The organism is Streptomyces yokosukanensis (assembly GCF_001514035.1).
GTDB lineage: Bacteria > Actinomycetota > Actinomycetes > Streptomycetales > Streptomycetaceae > Streptomyces > Streptomyces yokosukanensis.
Genome location: NZ_KQ948206.1, coordinates 186,617 through 211,328, shown reverse-complemented (window position 1 = coordinate 211,328; position 24,712 = coordinate 186,617). Strand labels below are relative to the sequence as shown.

Sequence of the window (24,712 nt, the reverse complement as noted above, 5' to 3'; positions counted from 1 at the left end):
CGGCCTCTCCCGGGGCCGCCCCCCACAGGAAATGGAGGACGTCCCTGGTCGCCGGGGCACGTACCCTTTTCTGTTGTGCCGAACCCCAACGAAGACACTCCCTCTGCCCTGAGCCAGGCGCAGCAGCGCGCGGTCGCCGAGCTGCTGCGGGTGGCCCCCGTCGCCGACGATCTCGCCCGCCGATTCCAGGCGGCCGGGTTCTCTCTCGCCCTGGTCGGCGGATCGGTGCGCGACGCGCTGCTCGGCCGGCTCGGCAACGACCTGGACTTCACGACCGACGCTCACCCCGAGGACGTTCTCAAGATCGTCCGGCCGTGGGCGGACGCCGTCTGGGAGGTCGGCATCGCCTTCGGCACCGTCGGCGCGCACAAGGGTGGGTACCAGATCGAGGTCACCACCTACCGGTCGGAAGCCTACGACCGCACCTCGCGCAAGCCCGAGGTGTCCTACGGCGACTCCATCGAGGAGGATCTGGTCCGTCGGGACTTCACGGTCAACGCGATGGCCGTGGCGCTGCCGGAGAAGGAGTTCATCGACCCGCACGGAGGCCTGGAGGATCTGGCTGCGCGGGTGCTGCGGACACCGGGTACGCCCGAGGAGTCGTTCTCGGACGATCCGCTGCGGATGATGCGGGCCGCCCGGTTCGCCGCCCAGCTGGACTTCGAGGTCGCACCCGAGGTCGTCACCGCGATGACAGAGATGGCGGGACGCATCGAGATCGTCTCGGCCGAGCGGGTCCGGGACGAGCTGAACAAGCTGATCCTCTCCGCGTACCCGCGCAAGGGGATGGCCCTGCTCGTCGACACCGGGCTCGCCGCCCATGTGCTGCCGGAGCTGCCGGCGCTGCGACTGGAGAGTGACGAGCACCACCGGCACAAGGACGTCTACGACCACTCGCTGATCGTCCTGGAGCAGGCGATCGCGCTGGAGCAGGACGGTCCCGACCTCACGCTCCGCCTGGCCGCGCTGCTGCACGACATCGGCAAGCCGCGCACGCGCCGCTTCGAGAAGGACGGCCGGGTCTCCTTCCACCACCATGAGGTGGTCGGCGCCAAGATGACCAAGAAGCGCATGACCGCCTTGAAGTACTCCAACGAGCTGGTGAAGGACGTCTCGCGGCTCGTCGAACTTCATCTGCGCTTCCACGGCTACGGCGCAGGAGAGTGGACGGATTCGGCGGTGCGCCGCTACGTCCGTGATGCGGGCCCGCTACTGCACCGCCTGCACAAGCTGACCCGCTCCGACTGCACCACCCGCAACAAGCGGAAGGCGCTCGCGCTGTCCCGGGCCTATGACGGCCTGGAGGAGCGCATCGCCCAGCTCCAGGATCAGGAGGAGCTGGACGCGATCCGCCCGGACCTCGACGGCAACCAGATCATGGAGATCCTGGGTGTCGGTCCCGGCCCTGTCGTCGGCAAGGCGTACAAGCACATGCTGGAGCTGCGCCTGGAGAACGGGCCGATGGGGCACGACGCGGCGGTGACAGCACTCAAGGACTGGTGGGTGGAGCAGGAGCAGGGCTGAGTCAGCGGAACGGGGTCATGTTTCACGTGAAACATGACCCCGAGGTGTGGCAGCCGATGTTTCACGTGAAACCTCGGCCGCGACTCAACGCACTGGCGTGATTACTTGGCGTCCTTCAGGCAGAGCACCACATCGTGGCCGCCGCCGTACTGGATGTAGGAGATCGTCGCTCCGGTGACGGCGGCGCACTTGCTGTCGTCGCTGGAGCCGTCGAACTTCTGGACCACTGTGTACTGGGCGTCGCTGGAAGAGCAGTCCACTTCCTTCAGGTCAGGCTTGGCGGTCGAGCCGTTGTTGTGCATGCAGGAACCCACCGACGTCGTCTCCGCGTCATCGCGGGTCAGGAACCAGCCCGCGCCGAACTTGAGGAGACCGACGATGACGGCGACGACGATGATCCCGACGATGCGTATAGCCCTCTTGCCCATGCGCTTCCCGGTCGACGCGGGTGCCGGCGGAACCGGGGCTCCCTGGTTGGGGAACTGGGCGTAAGGCGCCTGCGGCTGGCCCGGCTGCTGCGGGTAGCCGCCCTGGGGCGGGTACGGGGCCTGGGGCTGGCCGTACGCCTGCTGGCCCTGTGCGAATGGGTTCTGGCCCTGGGGCGGCGGAGTCGTCACTTGGGGGTCCCCCTAGAAGAGTTGGTGAGCAGCGCACATAAGGCGCGCGTAAGACGCACGTAAGTTACCGGGCTCCACTGACACTCCTGTAGCTCAGGGGGACACTGTGGCTTTGATGTGACACTCACCGGCGTTCAAAGCGGGCCATAGCGCCAGCAACCGCTCCGTAGACGAGGGCGAGGGTGACGACCAGCGTCGCCGAGCGGCCGTCCGGCGGCAGCATCAAGGCCGCGACCGCGGCGGCACCGACGAAGGCGATGTTGAACAGGACGTCGTAGACGGAGAAGACCCGCCCACGGAAGCCGTCGTCCACCGAGGACTGCACGATCGTGTCGGTCGCGATCTTCGCGCCCTGGGTGGTCAGGCCCAGGACGAAGGTCGCGACCAGCATGGGGCCGACGGCGAACGGGAGTCCGAGGGCGGGCCCCAGGACCGCGGCCGCCGCGGCGCACACGACGATCCAGCGTCCCGGGCCGAGCCGGCCGGCACCCCAGGGCGTCACCACGGCCGCCGCGAAGAACCCTGCGGCCGACGTGCCCAACGCCAGCCCCAGCAGGCGCAGCCCGTCGTCCGTGTTCGAGGCGAAGGTGTAGCGGCACAGCATCAGCAACATGACCAGCAGGGCGCCGTAGCAGAACCGCATCAGCGTCATCGTGAAGAGCGCCCAGGCGGCCTCGCGGCGCGGCGGTGCGGCGAGGTGGCGAACGGCGGCCATCAGGTCGCGGGCGGTGCCGGTGAGTGCCGTCGCCAGGCGGGGCTGGACCAGCTCGGGGTCCGGCCCCAGTTGCCCGGGTGCGAGGCTCAGGGACGCGAGCGCCGCACACAGGTACAGGACGGTGCCCAGCAGCACCACCGCGGCGTCGGAGTCCGCCACCACCAGCCGTACGACGAAGGCGAGGCCGCCGCCCGCGGCCGCGGCGAGCGTACCCGCGGTCGGCGACAGGGAGTTGGCCATCACGAGGCGCTTGTCGTCGACCACGCGCGGGAGCGCGGCGGACAGGCCCGCGAGGACGAAACGGTTGACGGCCGTGACGCACAGCGCGGAGACGTAGAACAGCCAGTCCGGGACCTGGGCGATGATCAGCACGGCCGTCGCCGACGAGAGCAGGGCGCGCAGCAGGTTGCCGTACAGGAGGACCTGCCGGCGGCGCCAGCGGTCCAGCAGGACGCCCGCGAACGGGCCGACCAGGGAATAGGGGAGCAGCAGGACCGCCATCGCCGAGGCGATGGCGGTGGCCGAGGTCTGTTTCTCCGGGGAGAAGACGACGTACGCGGCGAGCGCGACCTGGTAGACGCCGTCGGCGCCCTGGGACAGCAGGCGGATGTACAGCAGGCGTCGGAAGTACCGCAGGCGCAGCAGGACGCGCAGGTCACGGACGACGGGCATGGGGCACAGCCTCACACATGCGGAAGGTCCCCGGGTCGGTGAACCCGGGGACCTTCACAGCCCTGGCAGGAGCGTTCTCGTGCGAGCGGTTCCGCGCGCCTCGGCGCGCCGTGCCGCGTCGAGCTAGCGCGCCATGCTGTGTCGAGCTAGCGCTCGACCTCGCCGCGGATGAACTTCTCGACGTTCTCGCGGGCCTCGTCGTCGAAGTACTGGACCGGCGGGGACTTCATGAAGTACGAGGACGCCGACAGGATCGGGCCGCCGATGCCGCGGTCCTTGGCGATCTTCGCGGCGCGCAGCGCGTCGATGATGACACCCGCGGAGTTCGGGGAGTCCCAGACCTCGAGCTTGTACTCCAGGTTCAGCGGGACGTCGCCGAAGGCGCGGCCCTCGAGGCGGACGTAGGCCCACTTGCGGTCGTCCAGCCAGGCCACGTAGTCGGACGGGCCGATGTGGACGTTCTTCTCGCCGAGGTCCCGGTCGGGGATCTGGGAGGTGACGGCCTGCGTCTTGGAGATCTTCTTGGACTCCAGGCGCTCGCGCTCGAGCATGTTCTTGAAGTCCATGTTGCCGCCGACGTTCAGCTGCATCGTGCGGTCCAGGATGACACCGCGGTCCTCGAACAGCTTCGCCATGACGCGGTGCGTGATGGTGGCGCCGACCTGGGACTTGATGTCGTCACCGACGATCGGCACACCGGCCTCGACGAACTTGTCCGCCCACTCCTTGGTGCCGGCGATGAAGACCGGGAGGGCGTTGACGAAGGCGACCTTGGCGTCGAGGGCGCACTGGGCGTAGAACTTCGCCGCGTCCTCGGAGCCGACCGGGAGGTAGCAGACGAGAACGTCGACCTGCTTGTCCTTGAGGATCTGGACGACGTCGACCGGCTCGGCCTCGGACTCCTCGATGGTCTGGCGGTAGTACTTGCCGAGGCCGTCGAGGGTGTGGCCGCGCTGGACGGTGACACCGGTGCTGGGCACGTCGCAGATCTTGATGGTGTTGTTCTCGGAGGCGCCGATCGCGTCCGCGAGGTCGAGGCCGACCTTCTTGGCGTCCACGTCGAACGCGGCGACGAACTCGATGTCGCGCACGTGGTAGTCACCGAACTGCACATGCATCAGGCCGGGGACCTTGGACGCCGGGTCGGCGTCCTTGTAGTACTCGACTCCCTGCACCAGCGACGCGGCGCAGTTGCCCACGCCGACGACGGCTACGCGAACCGAACCCATTCCGGTTGCTCCCTGTGTGTACGAGTGAGGCCCTGAGGTGGGACTCACGTGGCGGTGTCGCCGGGCGTATCCGTGCCGGAGGTGCCTCCGGCACGGGGCAGGCCGCCCGTCGATCCAGTGGTGGTGTCCGGAGCGGACCCCCCGGAAGCGGAACCCTTCAGGTCCCGTCCGGCCCGTTCGCTCTCGATGAGCTCGTTCAGCCAGCGCACTTCGCGCTCCACGGACTCCATCCCGTGGCGCTGGAGCTCGAGTGTGTAGTCGTCGAGGCGCTCCCGCGTGCGTGCCAGAGAGGCGCGCATCTTCTCCAGGCGCTCCTCCAGGCGGCTGCGCCGGCCCTCCAGCACACGCATGCGCACATCGCGCGACGTCTGCCCGAAGAAGGCGAAGCGTGCGGCGAAGTGTTCGTCCTCGTACGCGTCGGGGCCCGTCTGCGAGAGCAGCTGCTCGAAGTGTTCCTTACCTTCTGCCGTCAATCGGTACACGATCTTCGCTCGGCGTCCGGCAAGGGGAGCGGCGTCCTCGTGGGTGCTGCCCGGTTCCTCGATCAACCAGCCGTTGGCGACCAGCGTCTTGAGGCAGGGGTAGAGGGTTCCGTAGCTGAACGCCCGGAACACACCCAGGGACGTGTTGAGCCGTTTGCGCAGCTCATAGCCGTGCATCGGGGACTCGCGCAGCAGGCCGAGCACGGCGAACTCGAGGATGCCGGAACGTCGGCTCATCGTCGCCTCCTCTCGGTCCCGCCGGTCGCTCCCGCGGGTCTCGCAGTGCCTCTCAGCGTCTTTATCTCGCGCTGATGTATCGACTCGATACATCACGACGATAGAACGACCGTCCGCAGGCGACAAGAGGGACGGCCGTGAACGGGGTCACATCGCCGATTCATACGATGCAAGTTGCCTGTTTTGGGGTGAACTTCAGGGCTCGGCAGGTTTTGGCGGTGCGTAGTCTGTGCGGCATGCAGACCACCGGGAACCATGCGACGCCTGGGGGGCGTCGTCGTCCCTGGTGCGGTACGGGTGAATGCAGGACCGACCACATCCGTACTTCGGGGGGACCGGAAAACCGCCGCCGTTCCAGGCGCGCACGGGTGCGCCTGCCCGAGGAGTAATCGTTCGATGAGCGAGCACCGTCGCAAACCGCCGCCGCCGCAGGGAGGCGGACGTGCCGCGGCCCGACGCGGCCAGTCCGGTTCGTCCCCCGGTCGCCGTGCGGCACCGCGAGGCGCCACCGAGTCTCCGGCCGACTCGTACGGGGAGGCACCCCGTGGGTCGGAGGACGAGGCGCGGCTCTACGGTGGCCGCGCCGAGGCCCGGCGCGCGGCACAGAGAGGCGGCCGCCGCCGAGCGGCCGAGCCCACCGGTCGTGGCGGTCGACGCGGTGGCCCGAGCGGGCCCGGCCGCGGTACGGGCCGTACGGCTCCCCCTTCCAGAAGACGGATGATCGACTATCCGCGCGCCGACAGGTACGGCTGGCGCCGATGGATGCCGTCCTGGAAGCTCGTCACCGGACTCTGCCTCGGGTTCGTCGGAAGCCTCATGGCGGTGGCGGGCATCGCGTACGCGATGGTGTCCGTTCCCAACGAGGCTGCGGTCGCCAAGGCGCAGAACAACGTTTTCTACTGGTCCGACGGCTCGGTGATGGTCGCGACCGGCGGTGAGATCAACCGCCAGAACATGAACTACGCGAGCATCCCCAAGGAGATGCGCTACGCCGTCATCTCGCAGGAGAACAAGACCTTCGAGACCGACAGCGGCATCGATCCGAACGGTATCGCGCGTGCGGTGCTGAACATGGCACGCGGCGGTCAGACGCAGGGCGGCTCGACCATCACCCAGCAGTACGTCAAGAACGCGATGCTGAACGACCAGGCGCAGACGTTGTCCCGGAAGTTCAAGGAGATCCTCGTCTCGATCAAGGTGGGAGCCCAGGTCCCCAAGGAAAAGATCATGGAGGGCTACCTCAACACGACGTACTTCGGCCGCGGCGCCTATGGTCTCCAGGCCGCGTCCCGGGCGTACTTCAACAAGGACGCGACGAAGCTGGACCCGGGCGAGTGCGCCTTCCTCGCCGCGATGGTCAAGGGCGCCACGTACTACGACCCGGCGGGCGCGACCTCCCTCGACCCCGCTGCGACTCCGGAGGCCAACAGCAGGCGGGCTCTGGCGCAGATGCAGGACACCCTCGACAAGATGGTCCAATACGGCCATCTGAGCCCTGCGGAGCGCACCAAGTACAAGACCCTCCCCAAGATCCAGAATCCCCGGTCGAACGGCCAGCTGGGGGGCCAGATCGGCTATCTCGTCGACCTGGCCAAGGCGAACGTGGTCAACAACCCGGCGACGCACATCTCCGCGGACGATCTGCAGAAGGGCGGCTACCAGATCTACACGACCTTCGACAAGAAGAAGGTCAAGGCGCTGGAAGCCGCCGTGAAGAACGTCCAGAAGTCGAACATCAAACCGGCGCAGCGGCCCAAGACGGACACCAACGTCCAGTTCGGCGGGGCTTCCGTGGACCCGACCTCGGGTGCCATCAGGGCCATCTACGGCGGCGAGGACGCGACAAAGCACTTCACCGACAACGCCGACTCGACCGGTGCCCAGGTGGGTTCGACCTTCAAGCCGTTCGTGCTGGCGGCGGCCATGCAGTGGGGCGTGCGCAACCCGGACGGGCCGGAGTCGCAGGCACAGGACGAGCGCACGGTCGCCTCTCCGAAGAGTCTGTACAGCGGCCAGAACAAGCTGAAGATCAAGGAGTACAACGGGAAGGTCTGGACCGACAAGGACGGCAACGAGTGGCTGCAGACCAACGACGGCGGTGAGTCCGTCGGAAACGCGCCGAACTACAAGATCGACCTGCGTGAAGCGATGCAGTTCTCGGTCAACTCCGCCTATGTCCAGCTCGGCATGGACGTGGGACTGGACAAGGTCGAGGAGAGCGCCAAGGACGCCGGCATTCTCCCGGGCAGCCTCGCCAGTGCCAACTACCCGTCCTTCTCGATCGGTACGTCGGACCCCAGCGCCATCCGCATGGCCTCCGCCTACTCCACCTTCGCGGCCAGGGGTCAGCAGCGTGAGCCCTACTCCGTCGTGAAGGTGAGCGACAAGGACGGCGTGGTCTTCAAGCACCAGGACAAGTCCACCGAGGCCTTCACCCAGCAGGTCGCCGACAACGTGACCGACGTGCTGAAGACCGTGGTGGACAAGGGCACCGGTACCAAGGCTCAGCTCCCCGGCCGCGACGTCGCCGGCAAGACGGGCACCACGGACGGCAACAAGTCCGCGTGGTTCGTCGGCTACACCCCCCAGCTGTCGACCGCGATCAGCATGTTCCGGCTGGACGACAACGCGAAGAACAAGAACCGGACGTTCCTGGAGATGTACGGAACGGGTGGCCAGGAGAAGATCCACGGCGCCTCGTTCCCGGCCGAGATCTGGCACGACTACATGGCCGAGGCGCTGCAGAACGAGCCGGCCGTGAAGTTCCCGACTCCGACGCCGATCGGCACGGTGCTCAACGCCGAGCCGAGTCCGCCGCCGAGCCCCTCGGCCACCCAGAGCCGGACGACGAGCCCGTCGCCGAGCCCGTCGCCGAGCCGCACGTCCCCGTCCCCGTCCCCGTCGTCGAGCGACACCTGCCAGTGGAGCTGGGACAACCCCTGCAACGGCGATACCAACGGCAACACGAACGGCAACGGCGGCACGGACACGGGCGGTACCAACGGAGGCACCGATCCGTCGCCCAGCGCCACGGACACGACCGGAACCGCGACGGGAGGCAATACCCGAGGCAACGGCAACGGAGGCATCTTCGGCGGCCCGGGCGGCTGAGTGAGTCGCCCCACGCCGTAGGCACTGCCGGCGGTGGGGCGAACGGACAGGGGTCGTCGGGTCTCCCGAGGGCCCCTGTCCCTGTTTGCGGCTGCAGGCGGATCCGTGAGCGGCGCGCCCCTCCACAGGCCGGTACGGCAGGATGTGCCCCATGCCCAGTGCAGAGATGACGCCCGCGAGCAGGCACGAGCCCGAGCCCGTGCGGCCCGCCGCGGCAGAACCGGTGCGGCCGACCGGCGAGGACGAGATCGCCCGGGCCGGCAGTGAGCTGATCGGCGGTCCGCTCGGGCGGCGTGCCCTGCCCGGGACCTCCTGGTGGACCCCCGTACGGGTCGTCGCGCTCGTAGCCATCGGCATGTTCGCCCTCGGCCTGGTCCAGAAGGCGCCCTGCTATCACAGCGGCTGGTTCTTCGGCGCGAGCAGCCAGTACACGCGCGCCTGCTACTCGGACATTCCGCACCTCTACCAGGGCCGCGGATTCGCCGACCATCTCGTGCCGTACTTCGACAAGCTCACGGGCGACATGGACTACCTCGAATACCCGGTGCTGACCGGCGTGTTCATGGAGGTGGCGTCCTGGCTGACCCCGCACAGCGGCACCATCCAGCACCAGGAGCAGTGGTACTGGTTCGTCAACGCCGGAATGCTGATGGTGTGCGCGGCCGTCATCGCCGTCTGCGTGGCCCGCACCCACCGTCGGCGCCCCTGGGACGGCCTGCTGGTCGCCCTTGCGCCCGCCTTCATGCTCACCGCGACCATCAACTGGGACCTGCTGGCGGTGGCGCTCACGGCCGCCGCGATGCTGATGTGGTCCCGGAGCCGTCCCGTCGCCTTCGGCGTCCTCCTGGGCCTCGCCACGGCCGCCAAGCTCTATCCCGTGTTCCTGCTCGCCCCGCTGCTCGTGCTGTGCTGGCGGGCCGGAAAATGGCGGGAGTACGCACAGGCCGTGGCCGGTACGGCGATCGCCTGGCTCGTGGTGAACGCGCCGGTGATGCTCTTCGCCTTCGAAGGCTGGTCGAAGTTCTACACGTTCAGCCAGGAACGGGGCGTCGATTTCGGCTCGTTCTGGCTGATCTGGGCACAGAACACCAGCAATCCGCCCAGCACCGGCTTCGTGAACACCGCTGCCATGGTGCTGGTGGTGCTGTGCTTCCTCGGCATCGCCGCGCTGACGTTCACCGCCCCGCGCCGGCCGCGCTTCGCCCAGCTGGCCTTCCTGATCGTGGCGGCCTTCATCCTCACCAACAAGGTCTACTCCCCGCAGTACGTCCTGTGGCTGGTGCCGCTCGCGGTCCTCGCCCGCCCCAAGTGGCGGGACTTCCTGATCTGGCAGGCGTGCGAGGTGGCGTACTTCCTGGGCATCTGGATGTACCTCGCCTACACGACCAGCGGAGACGCCCACAAGGGTCTGCCGACCCACGGCTATTACTGGGCCATCGTGCTGCACCTGGTGGGCACGCTGTACCTGTGCGCCGTCGTCGTACGGGACATCCTCATGCCGGAGCGGGACGTGGTGCGCCGGTCGGGCGACGACGACCCCTCGGGCGGTGTGCTCGACGGGGCCGAGGACGTCTTCGTGCTCGGGGCGGCAGCCCATCCGCCGCGGCACGCCGCCCACGCCGAAGCACCTCAGGTGGACTGGGGCAGGCCGCTCCCGCCCTCTCCCGAAGGGCGTTCGCTCTGAGCGAACGTGCCGTCGGAAGGCCATGAAGAAGGCCGTACACGAGCGATGCGTGTACGGCCTTCTCGCTGTCCTGGTCCGGGTTCAGCGGTCCATGATCCGGTCGAACTGCGTGGTGGTGTGCCGCAGATGGGCCACCAGCTCGTCGCCGACCCTCGGCTCCGGGGCGTCGGACGGGACGAACAGGATCGACACCTGCATGTGCGGCGGCTCCGCGAACCAGCGCTGCTTGCCGCCCCAGACGAACGGAGAAAGGTTCCGGTTGACCGTGGCGAGGCCGGCTCGGGCGACGCCCTTGGCGCGCGGCATGACGCCGTGCAGGGCCTTCGGGGCCTCCAGACCCACCCCGTGGGACGTTCCGCCCGCCACGACCACCAGGTAGCCGTCGGAGGCCGCCTTCTGCTGCCGATAGCCGAACCGGTCGCCCTTGGACACGCGCGTGACGTCCAGGACGGCACCGTGGTACTCGGTGGCCTCGTGGTCCCCCAGCCACAGCCGCGTCCCGATGCGGGCACGGAACCGGGTCTGCGGGAACTGCTGCTGGAGACGGGCGAGTTCATCGGCCTTCAGGTGGCTGACGAACATCGTGTGCAACGGCAGCCGGGCCGCGCGCAGCCGGTCCATCCAGCCGATGACCTCCTCGACGGCGTCCGAGCCGTCGGTGCGGTCCAGCGGCAGATGGATGGCGAAGCCCTCCAGCCGGACGTTCTCGATGGCCTGGTGCAGCTGGGGCAGGTCCTGCTCGCTGATGCCGTGGCGCTTCATCGAGGACATCACCTCGATGACCACGCGCGCGCCGACGAGGCCGTACACGCCGTCGATCGACGACACCGAGCGCACCACCCGGTCGGGCAGTGGCACGGGCTCCTCGCCGCGCCGGTACGGCGTCAGCACCAGCAGGTCACCGCCGAAGAAGTCCTTGATGCGTGCGGCCTCGTACGTGGTGCCGACCGCGAGCAGGTCCGCGCCCAGCCGCGTCGCCTCCTCCGCGAGCCGTTCGTGCCCGAAGCCGTAGCCGTTGCCCTTGCAGACCGGGACGAGACCCGGGAACTGCTCCTGCACGTGCTTGTGGTGCGCCCGCCAGCGCGCGGTGTCGACGTAGAGCGTGAGCGCCATGGCCGGACCCGGAACCTTTCTCGTGGCTGCGGTGTATCAGAGAGGTGAAAGCTGTGAACCCTATGGAATCAAACGCCTGTGCCTCAGCGACGCGACATGTAGATGTCGAGCGCCTTGTGGAGCAGCTTGTTGAGCGGGAAGTCCCATTCACCGAGGTACTCGGCGGCCTGGCCGCCGGTGCCGACCTTGAACTGGATCAGACCGAAGAGGTGGTCCGTCTCGTCCAGCGAGTCGGAGATGCCACGCAGGTCGTAGACGGTGCCGCCGAGCGCATAGGCGTCACGCAGCATCCGCCACTGCATCGCGTTCGAGGGCCGGACCTCTCGGCCGATGTTGTCGGAGGCGCCGTAGGAGTACCAGACGTGTCCGCCGACGATCAGCATCGTGGCCGCGGACAGGTTCACGCCGTTGTGGCGGGCGAAGTACAGCCGCATCCGGTTCGGGTCCTCGGTGTTGAGGGCCGTCCACATGCGCTGGAAGTACGACAGCGGGCGGGGCCGGAAGTGGTCGCGCACCGCCGTGATCTCGTACAGCCGCTGCCACTCGGCCAGGTCCTGGTAACCGCCCTGGACGACCTCGACACCGGCCTTCTCGGCCTTCTTGATGTTGCGGCGCCACAGCTGGTTGAAGTTCTTGTGGACCTCTTCCAGGGAACGGTTCGCCAGCGGCACCTGGAAGACGTAGCGCGGCTGGACGTCGCCGAAGCCGGCGCCGCCGTCCTCGCCCTGCTGCCAGCCCATACGGCGCAGCTTGTCCGCCACCTCGAAGGCGCGCGGCTCGATGAAGTCGGCCTCCAGGTCGCGCAGGCGCTTGACGTCCTGGTCCTGGATGCCCTTCTTGATGGTCTCGGAGTTCCAGCGCCGGATGATCACCGGCGGGCCCATCTTCACGGAGAAGGCGCCCTGCTGCTTCAGGTGCGCCAGCATCGGCTGGATCCAGTCGTCCAGGTTCGGCGCGAACCAGTTGATGACCGGGCCCTCGGGCAGATAGGCGAGGTAGCGCTTGATCTTGGGCAGCTGGCGGTAGAGGACCAGGCCCGCGCCGACCATCTCGCCGGTGCGGTCGTCGAACCAGCCGAGGCTCTCCGAGCGCCACTCCGCCTTCACATCGGCCCATGCCGGGACCTGCATGTGGCTCGCCGACGGCAGGCTCTGGATGTAGGCCAGATGCTGCTCGCGGCTGATGGTCCTCAGGGTCAGGCTCATGTCGGGGCGCTCCTCGGGCTGGTGTGTCCCCATGGGTACAGGGGCTCCGGCTCTCGCGCCGAAGCCTACTGCGCCTCGCGCGCGACCCGACTGGGCGTACGGGCCTTAACCCCGGTCGGCGGGGCGACCGGGGCGGCCTGTGGGGTGAGATGAGGACGTCGGCGGACGTCGTCCGGTGCTCAGCTGCCGATGATTCCGCCGAACAGTCCGCCGTGTGCCATGCCGATCAGGAAACCGACCCCCGCGGCGCCGAGACCCAGGATCAGGCCGAAGCGCTGCCGCGTGGTCACCGAGACCCACTGTCCGTAGATGCCCACGACCAGCCCCAGCAGGCCTGTCCACGAGGTCAGCAGGTGGAGGCTGTGGAAGAAGGACGTGATGAAGGACAGCACGCCGAGGACGAGCGTCCCCGCCATCAGCGAGTCCTGCAGCGGATGGGGCTTGCCGTCCGTGGCGAAGAGGGAACCGGCGGTGTTGGGATGCAAAGCCTGTGCCATGGGCACCTCCTGCGGAAAGCGGCGCATCGTAGCGCCGCACACACCCGTCGTGTACAGATTGGCGGCCTTCACGGCCGGATTTCAACCGGAAGCGGGTGTGCGGGTAGTCTGTACCGTCTGCACCGGTGTCTGCTCAAGCCTGCCCAGGTAACACTGCGGGAACCCTCAGGGCCCCCCGATTGTCAGTGGTGGCCGATACCGTTGCGTACGCATCACAACCCTCCTGCCACGGAACGACCGTGGCCGCTGAGTCCAAAGGAGGTGGGTTCCACATGCGTCACTACGAGGTGATGGTCATCCTCGACCCCGATCTGGAGGAGCGCGCTGTCGCCCCCCTGATCGAGAACTTCCTCTCCGTCGTCCGTGAGGGCAACGGCAAGGTGGAGAAGGTCGACACCTGGGGCCGTCGTCGTCTCTCGTACGAGATCAAGAAGAAGCCCGAGGGCATCTACTCGGTCATCGACCTGCAGGCCGAGCCTGCGGTCGTCAAGGAGCTCGACCGCCAGATGAACCTGAACGAGTCGGTCCTCCGGACCAAGGTCCTCCGCCCCGAGACCCACTGAGCCTTCCCGCTCAGCTGATCTCGGGTTTCGAGTAGCAGCAAGCAGCCAGCAGCAAACCCGCCGAGAGGTTCCCCCATGGCAGGCGAGACCGTCATCACGGTCATCGGCAATCTTGTCGACGACCCCGAGCTGCGCTTCACCCCGTCCGGTGCGGCGGTCGCGAAGTTCCGTGTCGCGTCCACTCCCCGCACCTTCGACCGTCAGACGAATGAGTGGAAGGACGGCGAGAGCCTGTTCCTGACCTGCTCGGTCTGGCGTCAGGCGGCGGAGAACGTCGCCGAGTCGCTCCAGCGAGGCATGCGCGTCATCGTGCAGGGCCGGCTGAAGCAGCGGTCCTACGAGGACCGCGAGGGCGTCAAGCGCACGGTCTACGAGCTGGACGTCGAGGAAGTCGGCCCCAGCCTGCGGAACGCCACGGCCAAGGTCACCAAGACCGCCGGTGGCGCTCGCGGTGGCCAGGGTGGTTACGGCGGCGGTGGCGGCCAGCAGGGCGGCGGCTGGGGCGGAGGCCCCGGTGGCGGCCAGCAGGGCGGCGGCGCTCCGGCCGACGACCCGTGGGCGACCGGCGGTGCTCCCGCCGGTGGCAACCAGGGTGGTAACCAGGGCGGCGGCGGCTGGGGCGGAGGCTCCGGCGGCGGTGGCGGCTACTCGGACGAGCCCCCCTTCTAGGTCCTCGGACCAGGGGCGGGCCGTACCCCCAACTTCTTGATCACACAGGAGAAACACCATGGCGAAGCCGCCTGTGCGCAAGCCTAAGAAGAAGGTCTGCGCTTTCTGCAAGGACAAGGTCACGTACGTGGACTACAAGGACACGAACATGCTGCGGAAGTTCATTTCCGACCGCGGCAAGATCCGTGCCCGCCGCGTGACCGGCAACTGCACGCAGCACCAGCGTGACGTCGCCACGGCCGTCAAGAACAGCCGTGAGATGGCGCTGCTGCCCTACACGTCCACCGCGCGCTAAGGGAAGGGTGACCGACTCATGAAGATCATCCTCACCCACGAGGTCACTGGCCTCGGTGCCGCCGGCGATGTCGTCGACGTCAAGGACGGTTACGCTCGCAACTACCTGATCCCGCGGAAGTTCGCTATCCGCTGGACCAAGGGTGGCGAGAAGGACGTCGAGCAGATCCGTCGTGCTCGCAAGATCCACGAGATCCAGACCATCGAGCAGGCCAACCAGGTCAAGGCTCAGCTCGAGGGCGTGAAGGTCCGTCTGGCCGTCCGCTCCGGCGACGCCGGTCGTCTCTTCGGTTCCGTCACCCCGGCCGACATCGCGTCCGCGATCAAGGCTTCCGGTGGCCCCGAGGTCGACAAGCGCCGCATCGAGCTGACCTCGCCGATCAAGACCCTGGGCGCCCACGAGACGTCCGTGCGTCTGCACCCCGAGGTTGCCGCCAAGGTCAACATCGAGGTCGTCGCGGCCTGATCGCCGCGTGATCGCTGTGCTCGCTTGAGCCGGTGAAAGGGGCCGCACCCTTGCGAGGGTGCGGCCCCTTTCACATGGCTGGAGTCGGCCAGGGGGACGTGTTTCACGTGAAACGGTCCGCGGTCAGCGGATAGCGCCTGTGACGATCCAGTGGCCCGAGCGGGTGCGCAGCCACAGGGTGACCATGCGGATGGACATCATCAGTGTCATCGAGGCCCACAGGGCGGTGAGCCCGCCGCCGAGTGTGGGGACGAGCAGGGCGACCGGAGCGAACACCGCCAGGGTGACGACCATGGCCCCGGCGAGGTACGGCCCGTCGCCGGCGCCCATGAGGACTCCGTCCAGCACGAAGACGATCCCGCAGACGGGTTGCGAGAGCGCCACCATCAGCAGCGCGGGCAGTGCCGCGTCCTTGACCATGGAGTCGCTCGTGAACACCGGCAGGAAGAGCGGCCGGGCGGCCACCACGAGGAGACCGAGGACCACGCCGATCGCTATGCCCCACTGGACCATGCGGCGACAGGCCTCATGGGCTCCTTGGGCGTCGTTCGCCCCGAGATGGCGGCCGATGATGGCCTGCCCCGCGATCGCTATCGCGTCCAGGGCGAAGGCGAGCAGGCTCCACAGGGACAGGACGATCTGGTGAGCGGCGATATCGGCGTCGCCCAGATGCGCCGCGACCGCCGTGGCGATCATCAGGATCGCCCGCAGCGACAGTGTGCGGACCAGGAGCGGCACGCCCGCCTGAGCCGAGGCTCGGATGCCGCCGACGTCAGGGCGGAGCGAAGCCCCGTGGCGTCGGGCTCCGCGGACAACGACGGTCAGATAGACGGCCGCCATGCCGCACTGCGCGATGACCGTGCCCCAGGCCGAACCGGCGATGCCGAGCCCGGCACCGTAGACGAGTCCCGCATTGAGCGCGCCGTTGGCGACGAAGCCGGCTATGGCGACGTAGAGCGGGGTCCTGGTGTTCTGCAGTCCTCGGAGCACTCCCGTGGCGGCAAGGACGATGAGCATGGCCGGGATGCCCAGTGCGGAGATCCGCAGATATGTGGTGGCGTAGGGTGCCGCGGTCGTGGAGGCACCGAAGAGGTCGACGATGCCGGGGGCCAGGGGAAGGACGACGGCGATCACGCCGACACCGAGCAGCAGGGCCAGCCAGATACCGTCCATGCCCTGTCGAATGGCGGCCTGCAGATGGCCGGCGCCGACGCGGCGGGCCACGGCGGCGGTCGTGGCGTAGGCGAGGAAGACGAAGACGCTCACCGCGGTGGTGAGGAGCGCGGAGGCGACGCCGAGGCCGGCGAGCTGAGCGGTTCCGAGGTGGCCCACGATGGCGCTGTCGGCCATGACGAAGAGAGGCTCCGCGACGAGGGCGCCGAAGGCCGGGACGGCCAGCGCGACGATCTCTCTGTCGTGCCGTCGACGGGTGGCCTTGGGTGTCGCGAGAGCCTGTGTCATGAGCACCAATCTAACCGTCCACAGGTAAGTGATGCAACTGGCGAATGACCCTTACTTCTCATCTTGAGGTGTGTCCTTTCGCGCACCGTTCGAAGCGATCTTGGTCCGACTGGGAAAGTTTTTCTTCTGCACAGCCGGTGGATGGCAAACATGCAGGTCAAGCCGTTCTGCTGGCTTTGAGGGAGGGCTTGTTCACAGGGCTGTCCACTGAGTCGTGCACAGGTTTCGGCGAGTTCTCCACAGCATCCGGGCCGTCGTCCACATGGCCTGTGGATAACCAGATTGGCTGACGGTGCCGACAGGCCTACCGTTGTCCGGCGCCCGCTCCATCTCTCGGCCCGGGAAGCGTTGTTTCCTGAGCCTTGGAAGCGACACAAAACCGACGCGCCGGAACCGGAGTTGGGCCTCTCAACTGTCAGTGTCGTGCCGTACAAAAGAGGGCACGGCGAGGTCCGCTGTGCGGACGGGAGGAGGTGGCTCGGTGAGCATTTCCGAGCCCTTGGACGATCCGTGGGCCGACGCCGGACCCAGCGATCGCCTGCCGGCCTCCCGTCGCCGCGGTGACGACGGCCGGGGTCGTGACGAACAGCACGATCGGGGCCGGGAGAACGCCTCCTGGGACGGAGGGGGTTCCTCCTTCGAGCGGGTGCCGCCGCAGGACCTGGACGCCGAGCAGTCGGTCCTGGGCGGCATGCTGCTGTCCAAGGACGCCATCGCCGACGTCGTCGAGATCCTCAAGGGCCACGACTTCTACAAGCCCGCGCACGAGACGATCTACCAGGCGATCCTGGACGTCTATGCCAAGGGCGAGCCGGCCGACCCGATCACCATCGCCGCCGAACTCACCAAGCGCGGCGAGATCAACAAGGTGGGCGGGGCCGCATATCTGCACAGCCTCGTCCAGACCGTGCCGACGGCGGCCAACGCCGAGTACTACGCGGAGATCGTCCATGAGCGGGCGGTGCTGCGCCGCTTGGTCGAGGCCGGCACACGCATCACGCAGATGGGATACGCGGCCGACGGCGATGTGGACGAGATCGTCAACAGCGCGCAGGCCGAGATCTACGCCGTCACCGAGCAGCGCACCAGCGAGGACTATCTGCCGCTCGGCGACATCATGGAGGGCGCCCTCGACGAGATCGAGGCGATCGGCTCGCGCAGCGGTGAGATGACCGGTGTGCCGACCGGCTTCACCGACTTCGACTCGCTGACGAACGGTCTGCACCCGGGGCAGATGATCGTCATCGCCGCCCGACCGGCCATGGGTAAGTCGACGCTCGCGCTGGACTTCGCGCGCGCCGCCTCGATCAAGAACAACCTCCCCAGCGTCATTTTCTCGCTGGAAATGGGCCGCAACGAGATCGCGATGCGTCTGCTGTCCGCCGAGGCCCGGGTCGCCCTGCACCATATGCGGTCCGGCACGATGACCGATGAGGACTGGACCCGGCTCGCCCGCCGTATGCCGGACGTCTCGGCCGCACCGCTCTACATCGACGACTCCCCCAACCTGTCGATGATGGAGATCCGAGCCAAGTGCCGGCGCCTGAAGCAGCGCAACGACCTGAAGCTGGTCGTCATCGACTATCTCCAGCTGATGCAGTCCGGCGGCTCCAAGCGCGCCGAGAGTCGTCAGCAGGAGGTCTCGGACATGTCCCGTAACCTCAAGCTGCTCGCCAAGGAGCTGGAGGTCCCGGTCATCGCGCTCTCCCAGCTGAACCGTGGTCCCGAGCAGCGCACCGACAAGAAGCCGATGGTCTCCGATCTGCGTGAGTCCGGCTCCATCGAGCAGGACGCCGACATGGTCATCCTGCTGCACCGTGAGGACGCGTACGAGAAGGAGTCCCCGCGTGCGGGCGAGGCCGACCTGATCGTGGCCAAGCACCGAAACGGCCCCACGGCCACGATCACGGTCGCCTTCCAGGGCCACTACTCCCGCTTCGTGGACATGGCCCAGACCTGATCGCCCCGTCTGAAGGGGCTCAGGCAGACTGGAACCGTCGGACGGCGATGATGAAATGAACTCGACCTCCGCCGCCTGACCAGGTGGACTGGGGCCATGACGACACCTCAGGAAGAGCTGCTTCCCACGACCCGGCGAACCCTGCTGCACCGGATCGCCGTCGCACAGGCCGAAGGGCGGGCACCGTCGCTGGTCGCGGCCGTCGTGCGGGGCGGGCGTGCGGTGTGGCACGGCGCGCGGACCTCGGTGGACGGGCACGGGCCGGACGAGACCGTGCAGTACCGGATCGGATCCATCACCAAGACCTTCACCGCCGTTCTGGTGATGCGGTTGCGCGACGAAGGCCTGCTCGACCTCGGTGACCCGTTGGAGAAGCATCTGCCGGGCACCGGCGCGGGCGAGGCGACGATCGCCGAACTGCTCGCGCACACCGCAGGTCTGGCGGCCGAGTCGCCCGCGCCCTGGTGGGAGCGGACTCCCGGCACCCTTCGGCCCCAGCTGAGCGATGTGCTCGGTGAGCAGCCCCTTCTGCACCCCGTCGGCCGACGGCACCACTACTCCAACCCCGGTTACACGGTGCTCGGCGCTCTGGTGGAGGAGCTGCGAGGTGCTCCCTGGGAGGACGTGCTGCGCAACGAGATCCTCCAGCCGCTCGGCCTGCACCGTACGAGCGCGCAGCCCCAGGCCCCGCACGCCGGTGGATGGGCTGTGCATCCGTGGGCGGACGCCATACTGCCGGAGCCGCTTGAGGATCTGGGCAGGATGGCACCGGCCGGTCAGTTGTGGTCGACCACGGGGGATCTGGCGAGGTTCGCGGCATTTCTGGCAGCGGGGGACGACCGGGTACTGAGCGCGGAGTCGGTACGGGAGATGCGTACGCCAGCGGCGCCCGCAGAGGCGGCCGATGTGCTGGACGGGGCAGCCTACGGCCTCGGTCTGCAGATCGGCCGCCATGGCGACCGGCTCCTGGTCGGGCACTCCGGTTCGCTGCCCGGCTTTCTGGCGAACCTCACCCTCAGCGTGGGGGACGACGTGGCGGCGGTGGTGCTGGCCAACTGCACCAGTGGCCCGCTGCTGGGCGCGGTGGGTGCCGACCTCGTGCGCATCGTCGCCGAGGCGGAGCCGAGGATCCCGGAGCCCTGGCGGCCGTTGCGCGAAGTCGATCCGGCGGTCCTGGAGCTCGCGGGCCAGTGGTACTGGGGGACCCACGCCTTCAGCCTGCGGGTGACCGCAGACGGTCTTCTCCGGCTCGCCCCGCTGACCGGCGGAGGCCGGCGTGCCCGCTTCCGCTCGAACGGTGACGGCACCTGGACCGGGCTGGAGGGCTACTTCACCGGGGAGCTTCTGCGGCCCGCACGACGTGCGGACGGGGCGGTGAGCCACCTCGACCTCGGCTCGTTCGTGTTCACCCGGCAGCCGTACGACCCCGAGGCCGCGGTCCCCGGTGGGGTGGACCCGGAAGGGTGGCGGGGCATCCGCTAGGCCTTGGGCGACGGGGGGTGTGTTTCACGTGAAACACACCCCCCGTCGCGTTGTGGCCGCGTGCCTCAGAGCCGCAGTTTGAAGCCTTCGTGCGTGGGGCTGAAGCCGAGCCGCTCGTAGAAGCGGTGGGCGTCGGTACGCGTCTTGTCGGACGTGAGTTGCACCATCAGGCAGCCGCGTTGCCGGGAGGCGTCGATCGCCCACTCGATCAGTTGACTGCCCAGCCCGCTGCCTCGTTCGTCGGCGTGGATGCGCACGGCCTCGATGAGCGCGCGGACAGCCCCTCTGTGGGAGAGCCCAGGAATGATCGTGAGCTGGAGGGTTCCGATCACGCGGTCTTCGCGGACAGCGACGACGAGGCTCTGGTTCGGGTCGGCGTCCACGCGTTCCAGCGCGGCCCGGTAGGGCGCCATGTCGTCGGGGGTCTCACGCTGAGAGCCCAGTGGATCGTCGGCGAGCATGGCGACGATCGCCGGAAGGTCGTCGACGGTCGCACGCCGTATTTCAAGATCTCCCATGAGCGCACCCTATGCCGGTACGTTCAGCGACTCCAGGGCCCTTACCAGCGGCGCCAGTTCCGGATTCATGGACGCCTCGTCCAAGGCCTCGCGCAGGGCGGCGTCATTGGTGGGCCGCGCCTCCTCCAGCAGGCGCAGGCCGGCCTCGGTGACGTTGGTGTAGATGCCGCGCCGGTCGGTGGGGCACAGATAGCGCTCCAACAGACCGCGGTCCTCCAGCCGGCTCACCAGGCGCGTGGTGGCGCTCTGGCTGAGGACGACCGCGTCGGCGACCTGCTTCATCTGCAGATGGCCGCCCTCACCGTCGTGCTGGCGACTCAGCACATCGAGCAGGGAGTACTCGCGCACGCTCAGGTCGTGCTTTGCCTGCAAGGAGCGCTCGATGTGCGCCTCGATCCTTCCGTGCAGCGCAGAGAGGGCGCACCAGCCCTGTGCGAGGGCGGTGAGCGCGGGGTCCGTCGCTGTCATTGGCGTTTTCCTCCGTCCCGGAGCGGCTGCTCCCAGGGTAGAGCAAGTCCGCAATAGTGTGCGGTTGCCATTAACCCGCGTCTGCAACTATTGTGGACGCACACAAAGCGCTCCTGCAATCGTCTGGGAAGGTGTACCCCTCCATGCCTCTCGCGCTTCTGGCCCTCGCGATCGGGGCCTTCGGAATCGGAACGACCGAGTTCGTGATCATGGGCTTGCTGCCCCAGGTCGCCGGTGACTTTGGGGTCTCCATCCCCACCGCGGGCCTGCTCGTGACCGGCTACGCGCTCGGCGTGGTCATGGGTGCCCCGCTGATGACCGTGCTCGGCACGAAGGTCTCGCGCAAGCGGATGCTGATGCTGCTGATGGGCCTCTTCATCGTCGGAAACCTGCTCTCCGCGGTGGCCCCCGCCTTCGCGATCATGTTGATCGGGCGCGTGGTGGCCTCGCTCGCGCACGGTGCCTTCTTCGGCATCGGCTCGGTCGTCGCGGCGGAGCTGGTGGCCCCTCACAAGAAGGCCGGTGCCATCGCGATGATGTTCACCGGTCTGACCGTCGCCAATGTCGTGGGAGTCCCGCTGGGCACGCTCATCGGGCAGCACGTCGGCTGGCGCGTCACCTTCGCAGTCGTTGCCGCCCTCGGGGTCGTCGGCCTCGCCGGAGTCGCCAAGCTGGTGCCCGAGCTGCCGAGGCCCGAGGGAGTGCACCTGCGCCACGAGCTGGCCGCCTTCAAGAACGCCCAGGTCCTCCTCGCCATGGCGATGACCGTCCTCGGCTTCGGCGGCGTCTTCGCGGCCATCACCTACATCGCGCCGATGATGACCCACATCGCGGGCTTCGCCGACGGCTCGGTCACCTGGCTGCTGGTCCTCTTCGGCCTCGGCATGGTCGGCGGCAACCTCGTCGGCGGCAAGTTCGCCGACCGCGCCCTGATGCCGATGCTGTACGTCTCCCTGGGCGCCCTGTCCGTGGTCCTGGCCCTGTTCACGCTCACCGCCCACAACAAGATCGCGGCGGCCGTCACCATCACCCTGATCGGCGCCTTGGGCTTCGCGACCGTACCGCCGCTGCAAAAGCGCGTGCTCGACCAGGCGCACGGTGCCCCGACGCTCGCGTCGGCCGTGAACATCGGCGCCTTCAACCTCGGCAATGCGCTCTCCGCCTGGCTCGGCGGCATCGTGATCGCGGCCGGCTACGGCTACACGGCCCCCAACTGGGTCGGCGCCGCCCTCGCCGCGGCTGCCCTGGTCCTCGCCGTCCTCTCGGCGGCCCTGGAGCGGCGCGACGGAGCCCGCAGCACCGTGGTCGCCTCCGGGACGCCTGCCGGTCAGCAGACCCCGGTCCACCACTGAGTCCTTCGGATCACAGGGCGCCTCGCCGTCCGCAGTCCACATACCTCTGTGCCGGGGCGTGTCTCCGGTACGGCAAGCACCCCATCTCAGCAACACCCGAGGAGAGAACCTCCATGAGCACCACCGCTGTCGTCCCGCTGTCCACCGAGGACGCCGAACTGCTTGTCGCCACCGCTCGCCGTGCGGCCGAGGACGCCGGGGTCACCGTCAGCGTCACCGTCCTGGACGCCGGTGGCCATCTGCTCGTCTTCCACCGTGACGACCGTGCGGTGCTGATCTCCGGCGAGACCAGCACCCGCAAGGCCTACACGGCACTGCAGCTGAATGCCCCCACCGCCGACCTGGTCGACGCCGTCCAGCCCGGCGGCCTCTTCCACACGCTGCCCACGGCTCTCGACCGGCCCCTGCTGTTCATCGCGGGCGGTGTGCCCGTCCACCGGGACGGCAGGCTGATCGGCGCGATCGGCGTCGGCGGTGGTGCGCCGGAGCAGGACCACGGCTTCGCCGCCGCGGCCGTGCAGGCGCTCGCCTGATCACGCCACCGAGCACGGAAAACGCCGGCCCCGCCGCACGACGCGGCGGAGCCGGCGTTCTCCGTTCTACGGCGCCTCAGCCGGCGGCCACGGTCAGCGGCGCGAACCGACGGGTCCAGTCCCCCGGAAGATCGGTGATGCCGTACGTCATCACCGCGTTGAACGCGACAGAGGCCAGCCCCCGCGCCTTCGCCCAGGTCAGCAGCTCCTCATGGCGCACGTCGACGTCGGTGCGCAGCGGACGGTCGGTATGGGCGGCCAGCGATGTGATGAGCGCCTGTGCGGTCTCCGTATCCCGGGCGATCAGTGGACCGACGACCTGGGTGTCCATATTGGGCCATGCCGCCGCGTAGCCGATGATCCGGCCGTCCTCCTCGGCCACCCGCAACTGGTCGGCGAAGGCAGGGAGCCGGGTGATCAGGGGAGTGCGGTCGACGCCGAACACCTCCTCGTCCATCCTCAGGATCGAGGGGAGATCCTCCGCGGTAGCGGCGCGTGTGAGCACGCCGGACTTCGGCCCGCCGGGAGCGAAGTGGCCCATCAGCATCTCCGCCCGGCCCGTCACCTTGAAGCCCAGCTCTTCGTACAGGGGGCGGCCGTTGGGCGTGGCGTGCAGGGTGAGCGGAGTGGTCCCCATGGTCGACACGACATGGTTCATCAAACGTCGCCCGACGCCCCGACGGGCATGGCGTTCGGCCACCAGGACCATGCCGACGGCACCGAGATCCGTGCGCTCCCACGAGCCGTACTCCGTGACGACGCACGCGGCGACGAGTCCGCCCTCGGGGTCGTCGATACCGAAGCCCTTTCCGGCCGCGAGGAGGAAGCCCCACTTGTGCTCCTCGCGTGGCCACCCCCGGTCCTCGGACAAGTCGGCGCAAGCGGTGAGATCGCGAAGCGTCAGACGGCGGATGGGCAGAGTAGCGAGGGAAGGAGTCGACACGCAGGTCAGGCTGTCCGACCAGCAGCCCCGGCGTCCACCTGTTTCGCCGCAGACACACGTGCTTTTGGCCATGCCGTAGCCATATGCACAACCCATGGACAGTAGGGAAGTGTTTCACGTGAAACATCGGCAGCCGGTTAGCCTCAGGCCCATGGCGAGACTTCATCTCTTCGACCTCGACGGTACGTTGCTGCACGGCAGTACGGCGCCTGTGCAGATTTCACGCCAGCTGGGACGGGAAGCGGAGACCGTTGCACTGGACCGGGCGATCGCGGAGGGACGGATCGGCCCGCCGGAGTACGCGGCACAGGTGTACGACCTGTGGGCCGATCTGACTGAAGCAGATGTCAGTGCCGCATTCGAGACGGCTCCCTGGCTGGCCCGCATTCGTGAGGTCTGGGCAGAGATCAGGAGCGCCGGCGACTACTGCGCGGTGGTGTCGCTCTCGCCGTCCTTCTTCGTGGAACGCCTTCTCGACTGGGGTGCTCATGCGGCCCACGGATCACGCTTCCCGGCCGTCCCGTTCACCGAGCCCGTCGATCCGTCCGGGGTGCTCAGTGCCGCGGCCAAGGTGACCATCGCGGACCGTCTGTGCCAGGACTTCGGAGTGGCGCGGGCGGATTGTGTGGCGTACGGCGACTCGTCGTCGGGCAAGGATCTGTTTGCTGCCGTACCGGTCTCCGTGGCCGTCAATGCGGATGCCCATCTGGCCGGACTCGCGACCCACTCCTACACGGGCCGGGATCTGTGGGACGCCTACTCATTGGTTCGCTCTGCCCGTTAGCTGCCGGACGGCGTGGTGCACCCTCTTGTCCGATTGGTGAGAGAGCGAGGGGGGACTTGTGTGTGCGGCGACGGCCGGTAGGGTCGACTTCGGTTCACGCCGTGCTACGGCTGACCGTCCGCCGGGGGAAAGC

At 68.2% G+C, this 24,712-nt stretch carries 22 protein-coding genes and 1 pseudogene; 12 read left to right on the top strand and 11 right to left on the bottom strand.

Annotated features, from left to right (window positions below; all coding sequences use genetic code 11):
- Positions 1-75 precede the first annotated feature (75 nt).
- Positions 76-1,524 carry a CCA tRNA nucleotidyltransferase gene (locus tag AQI95_RS00985; protein ID WP_067115679.1) on the top strand — a complete coding sequence of 483 codons (1,449 nt, stop codon included), beginning with the start codon at positions 76-78 and terminating at the stop codon, positions 1,522-1,524.
- 101 nt (positions 1,525-1,625) lie between these two features.
- Here AQI95_RS00985 and AQI95_RS00980 read toward each other — a convergent pair whose 3' ends face one another.
- From AQI95_RS00980 to AQI95_RS00965, 4 genes are all read right to left on the bottom strand, one after another.
- Positions 1,626-2,141 (bottom strand): LppU/SCO3897 family protein, encoded by a 516-nt coding sequence (locus AQI95_RS00980; protein ID WP_067115676.1) that lies wholly within the window; start codon positions 2,139-2,141, stop codon positions 1,626-1,628.
- 124 nt (positions 2,142-2,265) lie between these two features.
- Complete coding sequence (locus AQI95_RS00975) at positions 2,266-3,528, bottom strand: MFS transporter (RefSeq protein WP_067115673.1); 1,263 nt, start codon at positions 3,526-3,528, stop codon at positions 2,266-2,268.
- Between the two features lie 146 nt (positions 3,529-3,674).
- A complete protein-coding gene (locus AQI95_RS00970) occupies positions 3,675-4,757 on the bottom strand; it encodes an inositol-3-phosphate synthase (RefSeq protein WP_067115669.1) in 1,083 nt (360 codons plus the stop codon).
- Positions 4,758-4,801: 44 nt separating this feature from the next.
- Entirely contained in the window at positions 4,802-5,476 is a 675-nt protein-coding gene (locus AQI95_RS00965; RefSeq protein ID WP_067115666.1) for a PadR family transcriptional regulator, read from the bottom strand.
- A 255-nt stretch (positions 5,477-5,731) separates the two neighbouring features.
- Here AQI95_RS00965 and AQI95_RS00960 point away from each other — a divergent pair.
- Together AQI95_RS00960 and AQI95_RS00955 are read left to right on the top strand one after the other, a co-directional pair.
- Positions 5,732-8,020: pseudogene (locus AQI95_RS00960) on the top strand (transglycosylase domain-containing protein); the annotation flags it as partial.
- A gap of 718 nt (positions 8,021-8,738) precedes the next feature.
- Entirely contained in the window at positions 8,739-10,271 is a 1,533-nt protein-coding gene (locus AQI95_RS00955) for a glycosyltransferase family 87 protein (protein ID WP_208614036.1), read from the top strand.
- An 81-nt stretch (positions 10,272-10,352) separates the two neighbouring features.
- Here the strand turns inward: AQI95_RS00955 and AQI95_RS00950 are convergent, their stop codons facing one another.
- The 3 genes from AQI95_RS00950 to AQI95_RS00940 all read right to left on the bottom strand — a co-directional run bounded on the left by AQI95_RS00950 (position 10,353) and on the right by AQI95_RS00940 (position 13,086).
- A complete protein-coding gene (locus AQI95_RS00950; RefSeq protein WP_067115659.1) occupies positions 10,353-11,384 on the bottom strand; it encodes an alanine racemase in 1,032 nt (343 codons plus the stop codon).
- 83 nt (positions 11,385-11,467) lie between these two features.
- Entirely contained in the window at positions 11,468-12,589 is a 1,122-nt protein-coding gene (gene femX / locus AQI95_RS00945; RefSeq protein ID WP_067115655.1) for a peptidoglycan bridge formation glycyltransferase FemX, read from the bottom strand.
- 179 nt (positions 12,590-12,768) lie between these two features.
- Entirely contained in the window at positions 12,769-13,086 is a 318-nt protein-coding gene (locus AQI95_RS00940; RefSeq protein ID WP_067115654.1) for a hypothetical protein, read from the bottom strand.
- A 272-nt stretch (positions 13,087-13,358) separates the two neighbouring features.
- Here AQI95_RS00940 and rpsF point away from each other — a divergent pair, with 272 nt between their 5' ends.
- The 4 genes from rpsF (at position 13,359) to rplI (ending at position 15,078) form a co-directional block, all read left to right on the top strand.
- Positions 13,359-13,649: a 30S ribosomal protein S6 gene (rpsF, locus tag AQI95_RS00935; RefSeq protein ID WP_005482942.1), complete on the top strand. Its 291-nt coding sequence runs from the start codon at positions 13,359-13,361 to the stop codon at positions 13,647-13,649.
- Positions 13,650-13,724: 75 nt separating this feature from the next.
- Positions 13,725-14,318 carry a single-stranded DNA-binding protein gene (locus AQI95_RS00930; protein WP_067115646.1) on the top strand — a complete coding sequence of 198 codons (594 nt, stop codon included), beginning with the start codon at positions 13,725-13,727 and terminating at the stop codon, positions 14,316-14,318.
- A 58-nt stretch (positions 14,319-14,376) separates the two neighbouring features.
- Positions 14,377-14,613, top strand: a complete 237-nt coding sequence (rpsR, locus tag AQI95_RS00925) for a 30S ribosomal protein S18 (RefSeq protein ID WP_003949403.1) — start codon at positions 14,377-14,379, stop codon at positions 14,611-14,613.
- 18 nt (positions 14,614-14,631) lie between these two features.
- Positions 14,632-15,078, top strand: coding sequence for a 50S ribosomal protein L9 (gene rplI / locus AQI95_RS00920; RefSeq protein WP_067115643.1), 447 nt, complete (start codon positions 14,632-14,634; stop codon positions 15,076-15,078).
- A 123-nt stretch (positions 15,079-15,201) separates the two neighbouring features.
- Here the strand turns inward: rplI and AQI95_RS00915 are convergent, their stop codons facing one another.
- The gene (locus tag AQI95_RS00915) at positions 15,202-16,548 is read right to left on the bottom strand and encodes an MATE family efflux transporter (protein ID WP_079070970.1); all 1,347 of its coding nucleotides are present in this window, start codon (positions 16,546-16,548) and stop codon (positions 15,202-15,204) included.
- A gap of 472 nt (positions 16,549-17,020) precedes the next feature.
- On the opposite strand from AQI95_RS00915, the gene dnaB reads away from it, so the two are divergent.
- Together dnaB and AQI95_RS00905 are read left to right on the top strand one after the other, a co-directional pair.
- Positions 17,021-18,499, top strand: coding sequence for a replicative DNA helicase (gene dnaB / locus AQI95_RS00910; RefSeq protein WP_067115637.1), 1,479 nt, complete (start codon positions 17,021-17,023; stop codon positions 18,497-18,499).
- A gap of 96 nt (positions 18,500-18,595) precedes the next feature.
- The gene (locus AQI95_RS00905) at positions 18,596-19,981 is read left to right on the top strand and encodes a serine hydrolase domain-containing protein (protein ID WP_067115633.1); all 1,386 of its coding nucleotides are present in this window, start codon (positions 18,596-18,598) and stop codon (positions 19,979-19,981) included.
- 65 nt (positions 19,982-20,046) lie between these two features.
- Here the strand turns inward: AQI95_RS00905 and AQI95_RS00900 are convergent, their stop codons facing one another.
- Positions 20,047-20,499 (bottom strand): GNAT family N-acetyltransferase, encoded by a 453-nt coding sequence (locus tag AQI95_RS00900; RefSeq protein ID WP_067115630.1) that lies wholly within the window; start codon positions 20,497-20,499, stop codon positions 20,047-20,049.
- Positions 20,500-20,508: 9 nt separating this feature from the next.
- On the bottom strand, positions 20,509-20,967 hold the full coding sequence (locus AQI95_RS00895) for a MarR family winged helix-turn-helix transcriptional regulator (RefSeq protein ID WP_067115628.1): 459 nt from the start codon (positions 20,965-20,967) through the stop codon (positions 20,509-20,511).
- Positions 20,968-21,110: 143 nt separating this feature from the next.
- On the opposite strand from AQI95_RS00895, the gene AQI95_RS00890 reads away from it, so the two are divergent.
- On the top strand, positions 21,111-22,319 hold the full coding sequence (locus tag AQI95_RS00890; protein WP_067115625.1) for an MFS transporter: 1,209 nt from the start codon (positions 21,111-21,113) through the stop codon (positions 22,317-22,319).
- Positions 22,320-22,432: 113 nt separating this feature from the next.
- Complete coding sequence (locus tag AQI95_RS00885) at positions 22,433-22,852, top strand: GlcG/HbpS family heme-binding protein (RefSeq protein ID WP_067115623.1); 420 nt, start codon at positions 22,433-22,435, stop codon at positions 22,850-22,852.
- A 76-nt stretch (positions 22,853-22,928) separates the two neighbouring features.
- On the opposite strand, the gene AQI95_RS00880 is transcribed toward AQI95_RS00885, so the two are convergent.
- Positions 22,929-23,795, bottom strand: coding sequence for a GNAT family N-acetyltransferase (locus tag AQI95_RS00880; protein WP_067115620.1), 867 nt, complete (start codon positions 23,793-23,795; stop codon positions 22,929-22,931).
- A gap of 151 nt (positions 23,796-23,946) precedes the next feature.
- Between AQI95_RS00880 and AQI95_RS00875 the strand changes: the two genes are divergently transcribed.
- Positions 23,947-24,579 (top strand): HAD family hydrolase, encoded by a 633-nt coding sequence (locus tag AQI95_RS00875; RefSeq protein ID WP_067115617.1) that lies wholly within the window; start codon positions 23,947-23,949, stop codon positions 24,577-24,579.
- Positions 24,580-24,712: the final 133 nt, after the last annotated feature.

Coding starts and splice junctions, on each gene's coding strand:
- AQI95_RS00975 (WP_067115673.1), bottom strand. CDS start 3,528: ATGCCCGTCGTCCGTGACCTGCGCGTCCTGCTGCGCCTGCGGTACTTC.
- AQI95_RS00970 (WP_067115669.1), bottom strand. CDS start 4,757: ATGGGTTCGGTTCGCGTAGCCGTCGTCGGCGTGGGCAACTGCGCCGCG.
- AQI95_RS00965 (WP_067115666.1), bottom strand. CDS start 5,476: ATGAGCCGACGTTCCGGCATCCTCGAGTTCGCCGTGCTCGGCCTGCTG.
- AQI95_RS00955 (WP_208614036.1), top strand. CDS start 8,739: ATGCCCAGTGCAGAGATGACGCCCGCGAGCAGGCACGAGCCCGAGCCC.
- AQI95_RS00950 (WP_067115659.1), bottom strand. CDS start 11,384: ATGGCGCTCACGCTCTACGTCGACACCGCGCGCTGGCGGGCGCACCAC.
- femX (WP_067115655.1), bottom strand. CDS start 12,589: ATGAGCCTGACCCTGAGGACCATCAGCCGCGAGCAGCATCTGGCCTAC.
- AQI95_RS00940 (WP_067115654.1), bottom strand. CDS start 13,086: ATGGCACAGGCTTTGCATCCCAACACCGCCGGTTCCCTCTTCGCCACG.
- rpsF (WP_005482942.1), top strand. CDS start 13,359: ATGCGTCACTACGAGGTGATGGTCATCCTCGACCCCGATCTGGAGGAG.
- AQI95_RS00930 (WP_067115646.1), top strand. CDS start 13,725: ATGGCAGGCGAGACCGTCATCACGGTCATCGGCAATCTTGTCGACGAC.
- rpsR (WP_003949403.1), top strand. CDS start 14,377: ATGGCGAAGCCGCCTGTGCGCAAGCCTAAGAAGAAGGTCTGCGCTTTC.
- rplI (WP_067115643.1), top strand. CDS start 14,632: ATGAAGATCATCCTCACCCACGAGGTCACTGGCCTCGGTGCCGCCGGC.
- AQI95_RS00905 (WP_067115633.1), top strand. CDS start 18,596: ATGACGACACCTCAGGAAGAGCTGCTTCCCACGACCCGGCGAACCCTG.
- AQI95_RS00900 (WP_067115630.1), bottom strand. CDS start 20,499: ATGGGAGATCTTGAAATACGGCGTGCGACCGTCGACGACCTTCCGGCG.
- AQI95_RS00895 (WP_067115628.1), bottom strand. CDS start 20,967: ATGACAGCGACGGACCCCGCGCTCACCGCCCTCGCACAGGGCTGGTGC.
- AQI95_RS00890 (WP_067115625.1), top strand. CDS start 21,111: ATGCCTCTCGCGCTTCTGGCCCTCGCGATCGGGGCCTTCGGAATCGGA.
- AQI95_RS00885 (WP_067115623.1), top strand. CDS start 22,433: ATGAGCACCACCGCTGTCGTCCCGCTGTCCACCGAGGACGCCGAACTG.
- AQI95_RS00875 (WP_067115617.1), top strand. CDS start 23,947: ATGGCGAGACTTCATCTCTTCGACCTCGACGGTACGTTGCTGCACGGC.